Origin of the sequence: Haloferax sp. AB510 (assembly GCF_024136985.1) — an archaeon.
Lineage (GTDB): Archaea > Halobacteriota > Halobacteria > Halobacteriales > Haloferacaceae > Haloferax.
Map to the genome: position 1 here is coordinate 1 of NZ_JAMYJY010000087.1, position 15,913 is coordinate 15,913.

General features: G+C 66.1%; 22 protein-coding genes and 1 tRNA gene. 13 read left to right on the forward strand and 10 right to left on the reverse strand.

Features of this window, described 5'->3' with window-relative positions:
• From NKF06_RS15225 to NKF06_RS15250, 6 genes are all read right to left on the reverse strand, one after another.
• Positions 1-304 (reverse strand): TFIIB-type zinc ribbon-containing protein (locus NKF06_RS15225; RefSeq protein WP_305882047.1); only part of this gene is annotated, 304 nt, incomplete at its 3' end.
• A gap of 222 nt (positions 305-526) precedes the next feature.
• Positions 527-1,510, reverse strand: a complete 984-nt coding sequence (corA, locus tag NKF06_RS15230) for a magnesium/cobalt transporter CorA (protein WP_253245878.1) — start codon at positions 1,508-1,510, stop codon at positions 527-529.
• Positions 1,507-1,662: a hypothetical protein gene (locus tag NKF06_RS15235; RefSeq protein WP_172795802.1), complete on the reverse strand. Its 156-nt coding sequence runs from the start codon at positions 1,660-1,662 to the stop codon at positions 1,507-1,509. Before NKF06_RS15235 ends, corA begins: the two co-directional genes overlap by 4 nt.
• Positions 1,663-1,709: 47 nt before the next feature.
• Positions 1,710-2,336, reverse strand: coding sequence for a DUF6517 family protein (locus NKF06_RS15240; RefSeq protein WP_253245890.1), 627 nt, complete (start codon positions 2,334-2,336; stop codon positions 1,710-1,712).
• A gap of 118 nt (positions 2,337-2,454) precedes the next feature.
• Entirely contained in the window at positions 2,455-2,826 is a 372-nt protein-coding gene (locus tag NKF06_RS15245; RefSeq protein ID WP_253245879.1) for a hypothetical protein, read from the reverse strand.
• Positions 2,827-2,864: 38 nt separating this feature from the next.
• Entirely contained in the window at positions 2,865-3,287 is a 423-nt protein-coding gene (locus NKF06_RS15250) for a hypothetical protein (RefSeq protein WP_253245880.1), read from the reverse strand.
• A gap of 246 nt (positions 3,288-3,533) precedes the next feature.
• On the opposite strand from NKF06_RS15250, the gene NKF06_RS15255 reads away from it, so the two are divergent.
• From NKF06_RS15255 to NKF06_RS15280, 6 genes are all read left to right on the forward strand, one after another.
• Positions 3,534-4,376, forward strand: a complete 843-nt coding sequence (locus NKF06_RS15255) for an NOP5/NOP56 family protein (RefSeq protein WP_253245881.1) — start codon at positions 3,534-3,536, stop codon at positions 4,374-4,376.
• Positions 4,373-5,038, forward strand: a complete 666-nt coding sequence (locus NKF06_RS15260) for a fibrillarin-like rRNA/tRNA 2'-O-methyltransferase (protein WP_058827790.1) — start codon at positions 4,373-4,375, stop codon at positions 5,036-5,038. Before NKF06_RS15255 ends, NKF06_RS15260 begins: the two co-directional genes overlap by 4 nt.
• A 157-nt stretch (positions 5,039-5,195) precedes the next feature.
• Positions 5,196-6,272, forward strand: a complete 1,077-nt coding sequence (locus NKF06_RS15265; protein ID WP_253245882.1) for a glutamate--cysteine ligase — start codon at positions 5,196-5,198, stop codon at positions 6,270-6,272.
• Positions 6,273-6,339: 67 nt separating this feature from the next.
• On the forward strand, positions 6,340-6,804 hold the full coding sequence (locus NKF06_RS15270) for a winged helix-turn-helix domain-containing protein (protein WP_058827792.1): 465 nt from the start codon (positions 6,340-6,342) through the stop codon (positions 6,802-6,804).
• Between the two features lie 122 nt (positions 6,805-6,926).
• Complete coding sequence (locus tag NKF06_RS15275) at positions 6,927-7,427, forward strand: phosphopantetheine adenylyltransferase (RefSeq protein ID WP_058827793.1); 501 nt, start codon at positions 6,927-6,929, stop codon at positions 7,425-7,427.
• 29 nt (positions 7,428-7,456) lie between these two features.
• On the forward strand, positions 7,457-7,663 hold the full coding sequence (locus NKF06_RS15280; RefSeq protein ID WP_058827794.1) for a hypothetical protein: 207 nt from the start codon (positions 7,457-7,459) through the stop codon (positions 7,661-7,663).
• 11 nt (positions 7,664-7,674) lie between these two features.
• On the opposite strand, the gene NKF06_RS15285 is transcribed toward NKF06_RS15280, so the two are convergent.
• The gene (locus tag NKF06_RS15285; protein WP_253245883.1) at positions 7,675-7,983 is read right to left on the reverse strand and encodes a transcription initiation factor IIB family protein; all 309 of its coding nucleotides are present in this window, start codon (positions 7,981-7,983) and stop codon (positions 7,675-7,677) included.
• A gap of 106 nt (positions 7,984-8,089) precedes the next feature.
• On the opposite strand from NKF06_RS15285, the gene NKF06_RS15290 reads away from it, so the two are divergent.
• A tRNA-Leu gene (locus NKF06_RS15290) sits at positions 8,090-8,172 on the forward strand.
• A 229-nt stretch (positions 8,173-8,401) separates the two neighbouring features.
• On the opposite strand, the gene NKF06_RS15295 is transcribed toward NKF06_RS15290, so the two are convergent.
• On the reverse strand, positions 8,402-8,947 hold the full coding sequence (locus NKF06_RS15295; protein ID WP_253245884.1) for a hypothetical protein: 546 nt from the start codon (positions 8,945-8,947) through the stop codon (positions 8,402-8,404).
• An 86-nt stretch (positions 8,948-9,033) separates the two neighbouring features.
• On the opposite strand from NKF06_RS15295, the gene NKF06_RS15300 reads away from it, so the two are divergent.
• The 5 genes from NKF06_RS15300 (at position 9,034) to NKF06_RS15320 (ending at position 13,185) form a co-directional block, all read left to right on the forward strand.
• Positions 9,034-9,396, forward strand: coding sequence for a group 1 truncated hemoglobin (locus NKF06_RS15300; RefSeq protein WP_058827797.1), 363 nt, complete (start codon positions 9,034-9,036; stop codon positions 9,394-9,396).
• Positions 9,397-9,512: 116 nt separating this feature from the next.
• Complete coding sequence (gene dacZ / locus NKF06_RS15305; protein ID WP_008093643.1) at positions 9,513-10,322, forward strand: diadenylate cyclase; 810 nt, start codon at positions 9,513-9,515, stop codon at positions 10,320-10,322.
• Between the two features lies 1 nt (position 10,323).
• Positions 10,324-11,214: a mechanosensitive ion channel domain-containing protein gene (locus NKF06_RS15310; RefSeq protein WP_058827798.1), complete on the forward strand. Its 891-nt coding sequence runs from the start codon at positions 10,324-10,326 to the stop codon at positions 11,212-11,214.
• Positions 11,215-11,320: 106 nt separating this feature from the next.
• Positions 11,321-12,031 carry a hypothetical protein gene (locus NKF06_RS15315; protein WP_253245885.1) on the forward strand — a complete coding sequence of 237 codons (711 nt, stop codon included), beginning with the start codon at positions 11,321-11,323 and terminating at the stop codon, positions 12,029-12,031.
• 122 nt (positions 12,032-12,153) lie between these two features.
• Positions 12,154-13,185 (forward strand): PAS domain-containing sensor histidine kinase, encoded by a 1,032-nt coding sequence (locus tag NKF06_RS15320; RefSeq protein WP_058827800.1) that lies wholly within the window; start codon positions 12,154-12,156, stop codon positions 13,183-13,185.
• On the opposite strand, the gene NKF06_RS15325 is transcribed toward NKF06_RS15320, so the two are convergent.
• Together NKF06_RS15325 and purD are read right to left on the reverse strand one after the other, a co-directional pair.
• Positions 13,186-13,734 (reverse strand): acyltransferase, encoded by a 549-nt coding sequence (locus NKF06_RS15325; protein WP_253245887.1) that lies wholly within the window; start codon positions 13,732-13,734, stop codon positions 13,186-13,188.
• Between the two features lie 90 nt (positions 13,735-13,824).
• A complete protein-coding gene (gene purD / locus NKF06_RS15330) occupies positions 13,825-15,111 on the reverse strand; it encodes a phosphoribosylamine--glycine ligase (protein WP_253245888.1) in 1,287 nt (428 codons plus the stop codon).
• Positions 15,112-15,288: 177 nt separating this feature from the next.
• Between purD and NKF06_RS15335 the strand changes: the two genes are divergently transcribed.
• Positions 15,289-15,913, forward strand: a 625-nt coding sequence (locus NKF06_RS15335; protein WP_253245889.1) for a thioredoxin domain-containing protein, incomplete at its 3' end; no start/stop codon positions are given.

Genomic DNA, 15,913 nt, shown 5'->3' on the forward strand with positions numbered 1-15,913 from the left:
TCGACAGCCCCTTGTCGTGCATCATGTTCGTCGTGGGCGCGCCGACGCGGGACTTGCTGTCGCGTTCGGCGGAGTCGAACGCGCGCCACTCGGGGCCGCGGTCGACCACGGTGTCCTCGACCACGAGGCCGCATTCCTCGCAAATCGTCTCGCCGTGCTCCTCGTCGGTGACGAGGTTGCCGCTACACTCGGGGCACACCTGCGCTTCGTCCTGCTGTTTTTCGTCTCGCTCGGACTCGCGGGGACGGACGTCCCTGGCCTTTGCGTCGGTACTGTAGGTTCGGGTGGTTATTGTGTCGCTCATGGGGTGGTGGAAGGCGCGGATACGTCTCGGCCGGGAAGACCACAGAAGACGAAAGAATAATCCGGCTTGGACTGGCCTTACCATCAGTAAGTCCGAAAAGCATATAAACTTTTCGCCGAGGTCGTGTGGGTCAATCGCACGATGTGGGCGATTTGTCGTCATCGAACCGACGCGAACCGAGCGTCAGACGTGATTAATCGGGTAGTATATCTCTTTCGTCGCTCAGAGCCAGTTCTCCCGGCGGAAGTAGACGAGGAGGACCACGGAGACGAGCGCCATCCCGAGCATCGTCGCCGGGTAGCCGTAGGCCCACCCGAGTTCGGGCATGTTGAACGCCGACGCGCCGGGGTCGAAGTTCATGCCGTAGATGCCGACGACGAGCGTGAGCGGGAGGATGATGGTCGCCACGACCGTGAGCGTCTTCATCACCTCGTTCGTCGACTGCGAGAGGGTGTTGAGGTAGATATCCCGCGCGCCGCGCGCGAGGTCGCGGTACGTCTCCGTGAGGTCGACCAACTCGACGAGGTGGTCGTACACGTCGCGGTAGTACTTCTCCGTCGTCTCGCGGACGTAGTCGGGGTCGCCGCGGGCGAGCACGCCGACCGCCTCCCGCGTCGGCCACACGGTCTTTCGGAACGACAGCAGGTCGCGCCGGACCGCGTTCAGCCCTTCCAGCACCTCCGGGTCGGGCCCCTCGAGGATGATGTCCTCGATGAGTTCTATCTCCTCGCCGACCTCGTCCAACAGCCCGAAGTACTCGTCGACGATGCGGTCGATGACGCGGTAGGCCACGAAGTCCGGTCCGAACCGGAGCATCCGCGGTTCCTCCCGCACGATGGCGTTCCACACGTAGTTTATCGGCTCTAACTCCCGGCGCGTCAGCGTCACGAGCCAGTCGTCGCCGAAGCAGAGTCCCACGGGTCTGGTCTGGACCTCCTCTTCGAACACCTGCTCGCCGGCGCGGAGCGTCGCCATTCGGACGACGACGAACGTGTACTCGTCGTACTCCTCGACCTTCGGTCGGGCGTCGTTCCGAACGTCCTCGACCGAAAGCGGGTGGATGCCAAACGCCTCGGCGACGCGCTCGAAATCTTCCGCGGCGGTCGCGCGAACCCACGTGGTCCCCTCGGCGTCGCGCGCCGCGTCCAGCGCGGTCTCCTCGTAGGCCGATGCGCCGTCGTCGCGGTAGACGAGCGCTGAAATCACCGCACGTCACCTCCGATGGCCCAGAGCGTGATGCCGACCATGACGGCCGTCACCGAGAACGCCCGCCCCGGATAGGAGACGAGCACCCCGACGCCGTAGCCGACGACGCCGAGCGTCGTCACCGCGATACCTGCGGTCCGCACACGAGTCATGGAATCACCGACCCGCGGCGACGAGAAAAAGGCTCCCCCGAAGCGGCTTACGCTTCAGACGGGTGTTCGACCGAGCGAATCAGTTCGAGAACGTTCTCCTCTTCACCGTCGAGCTGTTGGGGGTATAGCCCGATTGCGATGACGAAGTCTTCGCCGTGCTGGACCTTCGTCACGTGGACGTACACGTCGACTTCTTGGCCGCCGAATCGCGCGGTGGCGCTGTACTTCGTGACGTTGGTGGTCTGCCCGAGCATCTGGACGTTGCGAGAGCTGACGGGGTCAACGTCGCTGAGGCCCTGATACTGGTTGTCGACGAGGCGGATGAGGTCGTCGTTCGAGTAGTCGCCGATGGGGTTTCGGGGCTGGCCGGCCACCTCGACCGCGGGCGTCGAGATGACGCTGAACGAGCCGAGCTTGGCCTCGCCGAAGAAGCCGAGGTCCAGCGTCTTCTCGTACGTCGTGATATGGTTGCTGGCGGCGATTTTACGCTCCTGTCCGCCGAACGAGAGCGTGCGGTTCACCGCGAACGTCTCGGTCCCGTTCGTCTCGTAGCCGGCGTTCTCGGCGACGGTCGCGTCCGCTGCGGCCGGTTCCGACTCGAACGTCAGGGTCTCCTCACCCGTCAGAAAGCCAATACAGCCGCTCGTGAGTACGAGCGCGGCGAGCGCGAGCACCGCGACTACGCGTCTGGAAGTCATTGCCCCGCCTTTTTCCCTCGCCGGGCATAAGTTCGGTGGCCGCGGCGGCGACCGACTTTGCGCGACTCTCCGAGCAGTCCGCGGGTTTTTGGCCTCAGTCGTCGAGGTTCCGAGACTCGTTTTCGCGGCGAATCACGCGGCCGCTGTAGAAGTAGTAGGCGGGCGCGACGAACGGGAGCGCGAACGCCGCGCCGAACCAGAGGTGTCGCGACGCGCCCCAGTCGATGCCCTGTCCGCGGAGCGACTTGATGTCGGCGCGGATGAGGCCCGCGTAGAAGACGTGGGTGACGAGGTACACCGCGAACGCCGGTTCCGGCCCGATATACAGCGAGACCCCGGTAAACATGACGAATCCGATGGCGTAGATGACTGGAAGTACCCCGCGGTAGCGGCCGCGCGCCGGGCGCTGTTTCTGCTGCCGCTCGCGCTCGACCGCCGTCCCGCGGCGGTACTCGTCGGTGCTCATGTCGCTACGGTGTGCCCCGCGGGGAAAAAGTGGTTCGCTCAGCCGAGGTACTTGACGTCGACCTCGTGCGGGCCGTCGTCAGTCGGGAGCGCCACCGCGTCGCGGAGGTGGTCGCGGACCGCCGAGCGCCACGCTCGAACCGCCTCCGTGTGGCGTTCGTGGTGCGCTTCGACCTCGTACGGCTCCGGTCGAGTCTCGTCGGGTTCGGGATACGCGGGGGCGTCGTCGGCGACGAAGATCCGCGGGTCGAGATGTATCGGCTCGGGGTCGGCGTAGTCCGAGGCTTCGCCTCCTATGCGGTGAATTCGAGCCCGCATCCGCCCGTAGAACGGCGGGGTGACGCGGAGGACGACGGGATCGTCGCCCCGGCGGTTCGCCTCGAGGGCGGTCACGAGGTCGTCGGTCGTGACTGCGAGCGAGCGGACGGCGCTCGGGTCGGACGACCCGCGCGCGTCGTTCAATCTCCGGCGCGCCGGCGACTCGTCACCGACGTGGGCCGAAGCTCACCGCTGCACTCGGGGCAGGTCGAACGGTACGACGCGGCGCTCACGGTCGTTTGACACTCACGACAGACGTACGAAGCGCGTTCCATCGAACATTCGTACGGAACATGGTGTGTTAAAACTTACCACGGAAAATGCCGCGGAGCGCCGAACCGCGCCCGCGGGTCCGTGTCCTTTTACCCGAACGGGGCGCAATCCGCCAGTATGACAGACGCATGGTTCGCCGGCGCGGACCCCGACGACCCCGAATCCGGGGCGACGCGAGTCCGAACGGGCCGCGCCTCCGCCCCCGCTGACTGGCCGGCCGAGGCCGTCAATACCGGGTTCGCCGCCGACGACACCGACTACTACGCCAAGCTTCGCTCGGCGACGCTCGCCGCCGCCAGCGAGGCCGTCGCGGAGCGCGAGCGCGCCGACGACGTGCAACTCGCCCACGCCGTGCGCGCGATGGATGACGCCGAACGGACCGCGAACGAACTCGCCGAGCGGGTCGTCGAGTGGGCCGGCACGCTCTACGAGGACGTCCCGCGCGGCCTCGACGGGGTCCGCGATATCGCCGCCCGCGACCCGAAGACCGCCGCCGAAGAGCGCGTCGTCTCCTACGCCACCCGCGCGGTGGACCTGCTCGACGAGCGCGACGACCTCCAGGCGTTCATCGAAGAGCGCGCGCCCACGACCGCGCCGAACCTCGCCGAGATGGCCGGGCCCGTCCTCGCGGCGAGACTCATCGCGCTGGCCGGCGGCCTCGAAAGCCTCGCCAAGAAGCCGAGCGGAACGGTCCAAGTGCTCGGGGCCGAAGACGCCCTGTTCGCGCACCTGAAGGGTCGCGCCACGTCGCCCAAACACGGCGTCATCTTCACCCACGAGTACGTCCGCGGGACGCGCCAGCAGGACCGCGGGTCGGCCGCCCGCGCGCTCGCCGGGAAGCTCTCTATCGCCGCGCGCATCGACCACTACTCGGGCGACTACCGGCCGGACCTGCACGCCGAACTCGCCGAGCGGATGGCGACGATTCGCGCCCGCGCCGACGAGGAGGACGACGAATGAGCGACGATAGCTCCGCGGGCGACGCCGATGTCGACCTTCCCGAAGGCGTCGAGCGCCGGACGTTCGGCGGCCGACAGCGCCTCTCGACGCGAGGCGCGCAGGTCTACGGCGAACCCGTCGACGCCGACGGTTGGCGCGCGTGGGACGCCGGGCGCTCGAAACTCGGCGCGATGCTCGAACTCGGCATGGACACGGGTCTCGTCGGTGGCGAGTCGGTCCTCTATCTCGGAGCCGCCTCGGGAACGACCGTCTCGCACGTCGCCGACTTCGCCGGGCCGACCTACGCCGTGGAGTTCGCGCCGCGCCCCGTCCGCGACCTCGTCGGCGTCGCTGAGGACCGCGACAATCTCTTTCCGCTCTTGAAGGACGCGCGCGACCCGGAATCCTACGCGCACGTGGTCGAAGCCGGCATCGATTGCCTCGTCATGGACGTGGCGACCCGCGGGCAGGCGACCGTCGCCGTCCGCAACCGACAGTTCCTCGCGGACGACGGCCGGCTCCTGATGGCCGTCAAGGCGCGGAGCGAGGACGTGACCGCCGAGCCGGACGACGTGTTCGACGACGTGGTCGCCGAACTCGAACCGGCCTACGAAATCCTCGACACAGCCCGTCTCGACCGCTTCCACGCGGATCACCTCGGTATCGTCGCCCGCCCGAAGTAGGTTGGCGGCGGCGTCACCGTCATCGCTCCGTCTGACGACTGCTCCGAGAGACCTGATTTTCGGTCGTCACTATCGCCCGATTCGCTTGCCCGCGGTCGTGCGACGCGTTCGCCGGCTCCCACGGTGTTTTTAATTCGGCGCAACTTACGCCGTTGCGATGGAACTAGGGTCGGCGGACGCCTTCGACCGAATGGGGACGCTCGGCGTCGAAGAGGAATTCTATATCGTCGATGCCGACGGCCGCCCCACCTCGGGTATCGACGACTTAGTCTACGGATCGGAGCCTCCGGAACCGCTCGCCGGACGGCTCGACCACGAGCTGTTCAAGTTCACTATCGAGACGCAGACGCCGCTCATCGAGGACCCCGACGAGGCCGGCGCGGCCGTCGAGTCGGTCCGCGAGGCGCTCGTCGACCACGCCGCTGACCACGGCTACCGCATCGCCGCGGCCGGGCTCCACCCCGCCGCCAAGTGGCGCGAACTCGACCACGCGACGAAGCCCCGGTATCAGGCGCAGCTCGACCGGATTCAGTACCCACAACACCGGAACACGACCGCCGGCCTCCACGTCCACGTCGGCGTCGACGACGCGGACAAGGCCGTCTGGGTCGCCAACGAACTCCGCTGGTACCTCGCGCCCCTGCTCGCGCTCTCCGCGAACTCCCCCTTCTGGAACGGCTTCGACACCGGCCTCGCCTCCGCCCGCGCCAAGGTGTTCGAGAACCTCCCGAACACCGGCATGCCGACCGCCTTCGACGACTTCGAGGACTTCCAGCGCTTCGAGCGCCGGATGGTCGAGTACGGCTCGATAGACGACCGGGGCGAACTCTGGTACGATGTGCGCCCCCACACGGGCCACGGGACGGTCGAAATCCGCACCCCCGACGCCCAGACCGACCCCGAACGCGTCGCCGATTTCGTCGAGTACGTCCACGCGCTCGTGTTGGACCTCGCCGACCGCTACGAGTCCGGCGAGTCGGGAACGCCGGTCCGGCGGGAACTCCTCGACGAGAACAAGTGGCGCGCGACCCGATACGGGCGAGACACGGACTTCATCGCCCCCGACTCCGAGGGCGTCGTGACCCTCGAATCGTTCGTCGAAAGCGAGTCCGACCGCCTCGGCGTCGACGGCCTCCGGTCGCTTTTCGACGCCGAATCCGGCACCGTCATCCAGCGACGGATTCACGAGGAATCCGGGCTCGACGCCCTGTGCGAACACTTGACGCTGGACTGAGTCGCACGCCGACGACCGACAGGAAACATTTTTTAGCGCCCCTGTTTTGACCTTTGCCGTAGCACAAATGTCTGCGGACCAGAGCACAGAGGGGAGCGCGGAGTCGACGGACGAAGACCACTCGGGCGGCGCGGCCGACTGCGCCGTCTCCGAGTTCGACGACGGGTTGGTGGACCTGCTCGCGTGGATTCTCGACACCGAGACGCGCGCGCGAATCTACGTCTACCTCCGACAGCACCCCCACTCGACGAGCGAGGAAGTCGCCGAGGGGACCGGCCTCTACCCCAGCACGGTTCGGGAGGCGCTGGCCGAACTCACCGACGACGAGACGGTCGAGCGCCGCAAGCGGAAGAGTTCCGGCGCGGGCAACAACCCCTACGAGTACGTCGCAATCGCGCCGAGCGACCTCGTGAAGGGCGTCTCCGGACAGGTACAAGAGCAGTTGAACGCCGTGTTCAACCTCGACCGACACCTCGGAACCGACCGCACCGACGAGACCGAACCGGTCACGATTACGGTCCGCGAGGAGTAGCTCCGCAATCTCCCGGCTTCTGCGGCGACTCACCTCGTTTCGGTAGCCCCTCGCTCGCCGCGGATGCTGGTCCGTTAGGCTAACCCGACCCGCTTAAGTCGCGCCGCATCCACCGCGAGAGTATGCACGTCGCGCTGGGCGGGACGTTCGACCCTGTCCACGATGGACACCTCGCGCTGTTCGAGCGGGCGTTCGAATTGGGTGATGTCACGGTCGGACTCACGAGCGACGAACTCGCGCCGAAGACGCGACACGTCGACCGCTACGTCCGGCCCTTCGACGACCGCAAGGCCGACCTCGAAGCCGAACTCCGACCACTCGCCGAGGAGTACGACCGCGAGTTCGAGGTCCGCGAACTCGACAAACCGACCGGTATCGCGACCGAGGAAGGCTTCGATGTCCTCATCGTCTCACCCGAGACGCGGGGCGGCGGCGAGCGCGTCAACGAGATTCGCGAAGAGAAAGGCCTCAACCCCCTCCGTATCGAGGTTGTCGAGCACATCCCCGCCGAAGACGGCGAGCGTATCTCCTCGACCCGTATCGTCTCCGGAGAGATAGACCGCCACGGCAACCTCACGCCCGACCGCGAGGGTCGCGGCCGGACGCCCCCGAGCGACGAATAGTTTTCACGTTCACGGTCGTATCGCCGCCCATGCGACACCCGTTGTTCGCCAGTTTCGCCGTCGGCGTCGTCGCCGCCGTGCTCGTCGGCATCGCCGTCACCGAACTGGCCGCTCGGTGGATTTTCTTCTCGCTGTTCGTCGGTATTCCGGCCGGTATCGTCGCCGGCGTCCTCGCCGTTGCGGTGACCTACGCGGTCTTGACTCGCCGGATGGCACCGTCGAACTCCCCAGAGTGAGTGCCTCCCAACTACCAACTCGGCGGTCGGAAGCCGGCCTCTCGGAGGAGGTCCTTCCAGCGCTGTTGGATGCTGAGCCGTGACACGTCCATCGACTCGGCGACGGCGGTCTGCGAGCGCTCCTCGCCGGCGATGAGCGCGCCGGCGTAGAGGCTGGCGGCGGCGACGGCCTGCTTCGAGCGGTCCTCGTCGGGCAACTGCGTGAGAAACATGTCCGAGGCGTACGAGCGGGCCTCGCTGCCGAGTTCGAGGCCGTCGGCGGCGGCGTCGATGCGGGCCAGCCACTCCTGATTGTCTCGCTGGTCTCGGGCGCTGTACATGGTCGTCGTTGCGGCCGCGGGAGCATAATCCCCGCGGCGGGCCCTCGTGACGTTTATATGTCGCTGCGGGAAATGTGCGGTCGAAGGGCGAGCGTCGCCCGAGTGCGCGCGGGTAGCCAAGTGGCCAAAGGCGCAGCGCTTAGGACGCTGTGGTGTAGACCTTCGCAGGTTCGAACCCTGTCCCGCGCATTTTCTGTCCGACGCAGACGCGAACGGCGAAGCCGTGAGCGACAGCGAGGACGAAAATCGCCACAGAAGGGTTCGAATCAGGGAGCAACGCGGAGCGTTGCGACCGCGGTTCGAACCCTGTCCCCACGGGCTTTCTGTGGAGATTCGTAGCCACAGGTATTTCCGACTCCACGCCGAGCGCAGAGCGCGAACACGGCACCCGTCGGGCGTGCTGGAAGCGTGCAGTTCGTTATCGAATCGTGTGCTTGCGGACCTCAACGCTCCCGTTTTCGAGGACGGTGAGTTCGAACGACTCCGTGGAACCGACCGGGCGCTCCCACCGCACCGTTCCGTTCACCGCGACGGAGACCGTCTGGCGGGTCGGCTGGAATCGGTCGGTCAGGTCGAGGCCGCCGTCTCCACCGTAATCGGAGAACGACTCATTGAAGACCTCTTCATCGCCGACTGCGACAGCAACGCACCCTGTGAACCCGGATTCTGGATACAGTGCCAGACGAGTCTCGGGCGTTCGGTCGGTGAGCGCCCCCGCCCGCTCGGGTGTCGAGGTCGACTCAGTCGGAGACTGTGTAGTCGCCGCGGACGAAGGCGTCGTTTCAGTTGTCGTTGTGTCGCGGGCTCCGATTCCCGAGCACCCCGCGAGAATAATCAGAAGCGCCGTCAGCACGACAGCGACCGAATTCCTCATCTCTATCTTTCCCACCAGCAGAGTCACAACAGGCTGCCAAACCTCTTGTGGGGCCCCAGACGCGGGGGATTCAAACGGACGCCCCCTCACCCCGCCGCGGCCCCTCGCTCCACGTTTAAACACCCCGCATACGTTCGGAGGAAACCTTACCGTCGTGGTGTCTAATTCGCTGACGGATGTCTGCGCAGTCACTCTACGCTCGTATCGGCGGCCGCGAGGCCGTCGAAGCAGTTGTCTCGGACTTCTACGACCGCGTCCTCGCCGACGACTCGGTCGCGCACTACTTCGACGACATCGACATGGTCGAACAGCGCGCCCATCAGGTCAAGTTCATTAGCGCTGTCGCGGGCGGTCCCGTCGAGTACGACGGGGCCGACATGCGGGAAGCCCACGCCCACCTCGACCTCTCGGGCGAGGACTTCGACGCCATCGCCGAACACCTCGCGGCCGCGCTCGACGAAAACGGCGTCGCCCCGGAAGACGCCGATGCGATTCTCGACGAAGTCGCCGCGCTCAGAGCCCCGATTCTGGGGCAGTAGGTTCCGTTCGGCCCCCTTCTGGGAGAATCAGTCGCCGGTTTCGACCGGCCGAATCGCGCACGCCACGCGTCAGACGCGACACAACCCTTTTTCTCACCCGGTGTCTCTCTCCACCAATGGCGGCGTTATCCGAATTATTGGGCGACCTCGTGGCGGACGTCGATGGGCTGTTTCTGTTCACGCCGAGTCACTCCCACTACGAGCAGTTCGCCGAGACGGACGTTCCGACGGTGGTCATCGCGCCGGAGAACACGGTCGAAGCCGAGACGTTTGTGGAGCTACCCCTCCAGTTCCAGAACGTCAAGGACCGCATCCGGTTCGGCGTCGAGGGCGCGATGGAACAGAGTATCGTCGAAGCGGGAGACACCATCGCCTGCAACGTCGGGGTCTTCGGCGGCGACCTCGACTCGCTGGTCCGCGTCCGCGTCGAGGAGAACATGCGGTCGGGCATCTACGACCTCTTTGCGAACTCCCGGGCTGACCCCGGCGTCATCCGCGACGTGTTCGAGGTGGCCATCGAACTGGGCAAGAAGGGCCAGAAGGGCGAACCCGTCGGCGCGCTGTTCATCGTCGGCGACGCGGGGAAGGTGATGAACAAGTCGCGGCCGCTTTCGTACAACCCCTTCGAGAAGTCCCACGTCTACGTCGGCGACCCCATCGTCAACGTGATGCTCAAGGAGTTCTCGCGGCTCGACGGCGCGTTCGTCATCTCCGATTCGGGGAAAATTGTCTCGGCGTACCGGTACCTCGAACCCTCCGCGGAGGGCGTCGACATCCCGAAGGGGCTGGGTGCGCGCCACATGGCCGGCGGCGCCATCACCCGCGACACCAACGCCACCGCCATCGTCCTCTCGGAGTCCGACGGACTCGTCCGAGCGTTCAAAGGCGGCAAGATGATTCTCGAAATCGACCCGGAGGCGTACTGAGATGCTGGGGCCCGTTTCGGCGTCCCTCATCCACTCGTCGGTCGGTCTCGCGTCAGCGTCCACAGCCGCATCCGCGTCCGCATCCGTATCCGCGTCCGCCGTCCCGCTCCAGACAGTCGGCGGTGCCGTCAACGACATCGTCCGGATAGTCGGGCTCCGGTTTCTCGGCGTGCTCGCCATCCTCCTTCTCGGGTTGGTGCTCGCGTACGTCGCGGGGACGCTCGTCCATCGACTCCTCGTCAGTGTCGGCGTCCCCGAGGCCATCGAGGGAACCGCCTTCGAGCGGACCGCCCGCGATTTCGAGACATCGACGGTCGAAATCCTGTCGTGGCTGACGCGGTATTTCGTCCTCGGCATCAGCGTCTTCGCCGCTCTCTCGTTCGTCGGGGTCAACTACGCCGACCGCTTCTGGGGGCTCGTTATCGCCATCCTGCCGCAACTGTTCATCGCCATCTTGGTCCTCATCATCGGCGTCGTCGTCGGCGACAAGGTCGAACTCCTCGTCGCCGAGCGGTTCCGCGCGGTTAAACTCCCGCAGGTGAACGTCCTCCCGTCGCTCGCCAAATACACCGTCTTCTTCCTCGCCACGCTGGTCGCGCTCTCGCAGGTCGGCGTCGCCACACTCGCGCTCATCGTCCTCCTCGCGTCGTACATGCTGGGGCTCATCGTCCTCAGCGCTGTCGCGTTCCGCGACCTGCTTCGCTCGGGTGCGGCGGGAACGTACCTCCTTTTCACCCAACCGTACAGTATCGGCGACGAGATCGTCGTCGGCGAGGTCAGCGGCGTCGTTCAGGAGCTCGATATGTTCGTCACTCACGTCGAATCCGAGGACACTGAGTTCGTCATCCCGAACGCACGTGTCCTCGACAAGGGCGTCGGCCGTGTCCGGTAGATAAACAATCTCGACGACTGATGGTTCCGGAAATTTTGTCATACCGTTACCATAACAGTTTAGAAGTGGTCCGAAGATTGTCTCATATCGGCTCCCCCTGAAGACGATGACGGAGAACCTCCCCACCCTCGACGTTACTGCCCCCTCCACCCGAGCGTTTGAGGTTGCAGAGACGCTACTTCGAGGGTTTTACTTTCAGGATATGCGGGAGACGCACCTCCTCAACTGCGACTTCGACGCCGCGATGACCGCCGCGGAACGCGCGGTACATCATATGTCTGAGGCGTTCGTCGCCGAGTTCCCCGACGTCCCCGCCGAACGCGCTGAACGCGCCGGCGAACTGTTCATGCGCGCGCTCTTTCTCCAGGACGAAATCGAAAACCGAGACGACTTCGACGCCTGCTTCGAACACGATGTCCCCCCCGGAGCGTTCGTCTCGTCCGCTCCCGATGATTCCGAGTCGGACACGATAAACGACGACCCGCGGTGGCGGGACGTTCGAGAACTCCTCGGCACCGTCTGTGACGAACTCGACATAAATGCGGAATACGCGACGCTCCACACCCGCTTTTGGCGACTCCACGGACAGGAGGTTGACGGCTGGGAGACCGTCGCTCGGCGGGCCCACCGCATCAAAGTCGCACGGATGGCCCCCTCGGCTGACAGCGAAACCGTCGATAACCTCGCGCGGTATTTCGTCGTCGGCGTCACTCGCCACGACGAGTGGGCCCGAGAGAGCCCCGAGCGCGATGTTTCTTCCGCAATCGACCTCGTCGCACACTATTACCAACGGCTGTTCGACCTCAGAGACGAGTAATAAACGGGACATAAACCGTATATAAACGAAACCCGATTGTGAAAACCTTTTGATACTTTTTCGATGGTGAAACGACCGCCGAAAATAAGTATTGGTGGTAGAATTATCTCTGCAGAGCGAACATGGAGGATACCGACCCGGAACTGTATCGCGAGGCTTTTCGAAGTGCGGATATCCCCATGTTGATTGCGGATACGAATTTCGCTTTTCGTGACATTAACGACGCCGGGTTGGAGTTCCTCGGCTACGACTACGACGACATCGTCGGCGAGTCGGTCGGACTCATCGCCGCCGACGAGGAGATATACTACGAAATCGTCGAGCAGATGATTGCCGGCGAGACGTGGTCCGGGGAGTTCATGGCGCGGCGGAAAGACCAGCAGGTCGTCTACGGGCAGGGGTTCGCCAGCCCGATGGTCGTTGACGGCGACGTGGAGGGGTTTCTCGCCTTCTTCGTCGACACGACCAAACAGCGCCGCTACGAGAACGCCTCGGAGGTGCTCAACCGCCTCCTCCGGCACGACCTCCGAAACGAACTCAACGTCGTCTACGGCTACACCCAGCAGGTGGCCAGCCGAATCGACGACGAGCAGGCGCTGAAGGAACTCGACCTCGTCCAGGAGAAGGTCCTCGAAATCGTCCACAAGTCCGAGCGCGCCCGCGACCTCCGCGAGCACCTCGAACGCTCCCACGACGTCTCGAACCACCCGGTCCGTCTCGACGTGGTGTTGAACAACAAAATCGTCGACGCCATGATAGAGTTCCCGGACGCCGAGTTCCAGTTCGGGTCGTTCCCCGAAGTCGAGGTCATCGGGGACGACCTCCTCGGCGAGGCCATCGAGTGTCTGCTCGAAAACGCGGTCATGCACAACGACAAGGAGGCGCCCCGCGTCGAGGTCTCGGCCGACCGCGACGGCGGTTTCGTTATCGTCCGCGTCGCCGACAACGGGCCGGGCGTCCCCGAGGAGCACCGCGACCTCATCTTCGGCCGCGAGGAGTACGACCAACTGCACCACGGCACGGGTATCAGCCTCTTTTTCGCCGACAACGTCATCTCGTCGTACAACGGCACCATCTGGGTCGAAGACCGCGAGGACGGCGAGGGCGCGGTTTTCTGCGTCCGGCTGCAGGAACAGTCCACGGTCGACGACTGATTACTCCTCTGCCGGCTCCGCTGTCTCTCCGTCGGACATCGGTCTCGCGGGAACCCCGGCGACCGTCTCACCCGCGGGCACGTCGCGCGTGACGAGCGAGTTCGCCGCGACCTGCGCGCCCTCGCCGATGCGGACGCCCGGGAGGATGGTGGCCTTCGCGCCAATCATGGCGCGCTCGCCGACGACGACCTCACCGGTCCGGTACTCGTCTTGCAGGAACTCGTGACAGAGAATGACCGAGTCGTAGCCGATGATGGCGTCGTCCTCGATGGTGATGAGTTCCGGCCAGAACACGTCGGGCGTCGCTTCGAGTCCCCACGAGACGCCCGCCCCGACGGTGACGCCGATGCGTCTGAGCGCCCAGTTTCTGACCCGGAGCGACGGCGCGATGCGCGCCACGAGGACGAACACGTAGTTGAGCATCACGCGCCAGACGGGCTTTGCGTCGGTCCAGTACTGCAGCGAGTTCCGCGGGCCGGGCGTCGGGTGGTGCTGGATGCGGTCGTGTCGGCGGGCGTCGCCGTCCGCCGGTGCGGCGTCGTCGGTCACGCCCGTCGATTGGGCCGCGGGGGTAAAAGCGCCCTCGGCGCGGGGGCGACGAGAGAAATAGCAACGCGGGGCCGCGGGGTCAGGTACTGCTTACTCGCCGCGGAGTTCGGCCATGTGGTCGATACGGCGCTGGACGAGCGCCGCCGTGCCGATGTCGTGGCGGATGTGGAAGCCCTCGCCGGCGTCGGCGAGCGCGTCCTCCGCGAGTTCCTCCGCCTCGGCGATGCTGTCGGCGACGCCGACCACGGCGAACGACCGGGAGGTCGTCGTGTACAGGCCGTCCTCGCGGTCGTCGACGCTCGCGTAGAACAGCAGTGCGCCGGCGTCCTCGTCCACTTCGACCGCGATCTCCGCGCCGGCCTCGGGGTCCGTCGGGTAGCCCTCGGGGACGGCGTACTTACAGACCGTGGCGGCCTCGGCGAAGTCGAGCTCGGGCAGGGACTCGCCCTCGCGGGCGGCCGTGAGCACGTCGATGAAGGGCGTTTCGAGGACCGGCAGCGTGTTCATCGCCTCGGGGTCGCCGAAGCGGGCGTTGAACTCGATGACCTTCGGCCCCTCGGTCGTGAGCATGAACTGACCGTAGAGGATGCCTTTGTAGTCCGGCAGCGCCTCCACGACAGCCTCGATGACCTCGACGGCGGCCTCGTAGTCGCCGTCAGCCATGAACGGCAGGGAGGGCGACACGTCGGTGTAGCTCCCCATGCCGCCGGTGTTCGGCCCCTCGTCACCCTCGTAGGCGCGCTTGTGGTCCTGCACGGCGGGGCTGACGCGGAACTCGCCGTTGGCGACGAACGCCTGAATCGTGAACTCCTCGCCGACGAGGCGCTCTTCGAGGACGACGCGTTCGTAGTCCGAATCGCGGAGGTACGCCTTCGCCTCCTCGGGCGTCACCTGGTCGCCGATGACCTTCACGCCCTTGCCGCCGGTGAGGCCCGCGGGCTTGACCGCGAGGTCGCCGTCGTAGTCGTCGATGTAGTCGCAGGCGGCCTCCATGTCGTCGAAGGTGGCGAAGTCGGGGTTGCCCGGAATCGCCTCGTCGCGCATGAACTGCCGCTGGAACGCCTTGTCCGTCTCGATGCGCGCCTCGGCCGCCTGCGGGCCGAACGTGTAGACGCCGGCGTCGTCGAGGGCGTCTGAGACGCCGGCCGCGAGGCCGGACTCGGGGCCGACGATTGCGAGCGTCGCGCCGACGGACTCGGCGTAGGCGACGATGTCCTCGGCGGCGGTCTCCGATATCGTCTCGAAGTCCTCGGCGAGGGCGGCGATGCCGGGGTTTCGGTTGCTGGCGCAGGCGTACAGGTCGCAGTCGGGGGCCAGCGCGCGGGCAATCGCGTGCTCGCGGCCGCCGCCGCCGACGAGAAGGACGGTCTCGCTCATGGTCGCATACCCTGCGCACGGGAGTGTAAAGATTGCTCTTTATCGGCGGAGAAATAGGCACGATTGTGGTTATGTTCGGTCGTCAACGAGGAGGACTCGCTGTCCGGCCCACGCCCCGCGCCGGCCACGACGGCCGTCTCCACGCCGCTTTAGTTCCCGGAGCGCCGACTCCGACGTATGCCCGACCCGGTGGGACGCAACCGACTCGACGAGGAGCAGAGCCCGTACCTCCGCCAGCACGCCGACAACCCGGTCAACTGGCAGCCGTGGGACGAGACGGCGCTCGACGCCGCCCGCGAGGCGGACAAGCCCATCTTCCTCTCGGTCGGCTACTCGGCGTGCCACTGGTGTCACGTCATGGCCGACGAGAGCTTCTCGGACCCCGAAATCGCCGAGGTGCTCAACGAGCACTTCGTCCCGGTGAAGGTCGACCGCGAGGAGCGCCCCGACCTCGACCGCATCTACCAGACCATCTGCCAGCTCGTCACCGGCGGCGGCGGGTGGCCGCTTTCGGTCTGGCTCACTCCCGAGGGCAAGCCCTTCTTCGTCGGCACGTACTTCCCGCCGGAGCCTCGCCGCGGCGCGCCCGGCTTCCGCGACCTCGTCGAGAGCTTCGCCGAGTCGTGGCGGACCGACCGCGACGAGATAGAAAACCGCGCCGACCAGTGGACGAGCGCCATCACCGACCGACTGGAGGAGACGCCCGAGGTGTCCGGCGAAGCCCCCGGCTCGGAGGTCCTCGACACCACGGTGCAGGCCGCGCTCCGCGGGGCCGACCGCGACCACGGCGGCTTCGGCGGCG

Bases quoted from the DNA above. Each gene is read 5' to 3' on its own strand.
- NKF06_RS15320 (WP_058827800.1), top strand. From the start codon at position 12,154: ATGGAGGATACCGACCCGGAACTGTATCGCGAGGCTTTTCGAAGTGCG.
- NKF06_RS15310 (WP_058827798.1), top strand. From the start codon at position 10,324: ATGCTGGGGCCCGTTTCGGCGTCCCTCATCCACTCGTCGGTCGGTCTC.
- NKF06_RS15270 (WP_058827792.1), top strand. From the start codon at position 6,340: ATGTCTGCGGACCAGAGCACAGAGGGGAGCGCGGAGTCGACGGACGAA.
- NKF06_RS15300 (WP_058827797.1), top strand. From the start codon at position 9,034: ATGTCTGCGCAGTCACTCTACGCTCGTATCGGCGGCCGCGAGGCCGTC.
- NKF06_RS15255 (WP_253245881.1), top strand. From the start codon at position 3,534: ATGACAGACGCATGGTTCGCCGGCGCGGACCCCGACGACCCCGAATCC.
- dacZ (WP_008093643.1), top strand. From the start codon at position 9,513: ATGGCGGCGTTATCCGAATTATTGGGCGACCTCGTGGCGGACGTCGAT.
- NKF06_RS15275 (WP_058827793.1), top strand. From the start codon at position 6,927: ATGCACGTCGCGCTGGGCGGGACGTTCGACCCTGTCCACGATGGACAC.
- NKF06_RS15260 (WP_058827790.1), top strand. From the start codon at position 4,373: ATGAGCGACGATAGCTCCGCGGGCGACGCCGATGTCGACCTTCCCGAA.
- NKF06_RS15245 (WP_253245879.1), bottom strand. From the start codon at position 2,826: ATGAGCACCGACGAGTACCGCCGCGGGACGGCGGTCGAGCGCGAGCGG.
- NKF06_RS15285 (WP_253245883.1), bottom strand. From the start codon at position 7,983: ATGTACAGCGCCCGAGACCAGCGAGACAATCAGGAGTGGCTGGCCCGC.
- NKF06_RS15265 (WP_253245882.1), top strand. From the start codon at position 5,196: ATGGAACTAGGGTCGGCGGACGCCTTCGACCGAATGGGGACGCTCGGC.
- NKF06_RS15315 (WP_253245885.1), top strand. From the start codon at position 11,321: ATGACGGAGAACCTCCCCACCCTCGACGTTACTGCCCCCTCCACCCGA.
- NKF06_RS15280 (WP_058827794.1), top strand. From the start codon at position 7,457: ATGCGACACCCGTTGTTCGCCAGTTTCGCCGTCGGCGTCGTCGCCGCC.
- purD (WP_253245888.1), bottom strand. From the start codon at position 15,111: ATGAGCGAGACCGTCCTTCTCGTCGGCGGCGGCGGCCGCGAGCACGCG.
- NKF06_RS15235 (WP_172795802.1), bottom strand. From the start codon at position 1,662: ATGACTCGTGTGCGGACCGCAGGTATCGCGGTGACGACGCTCGGCGTC.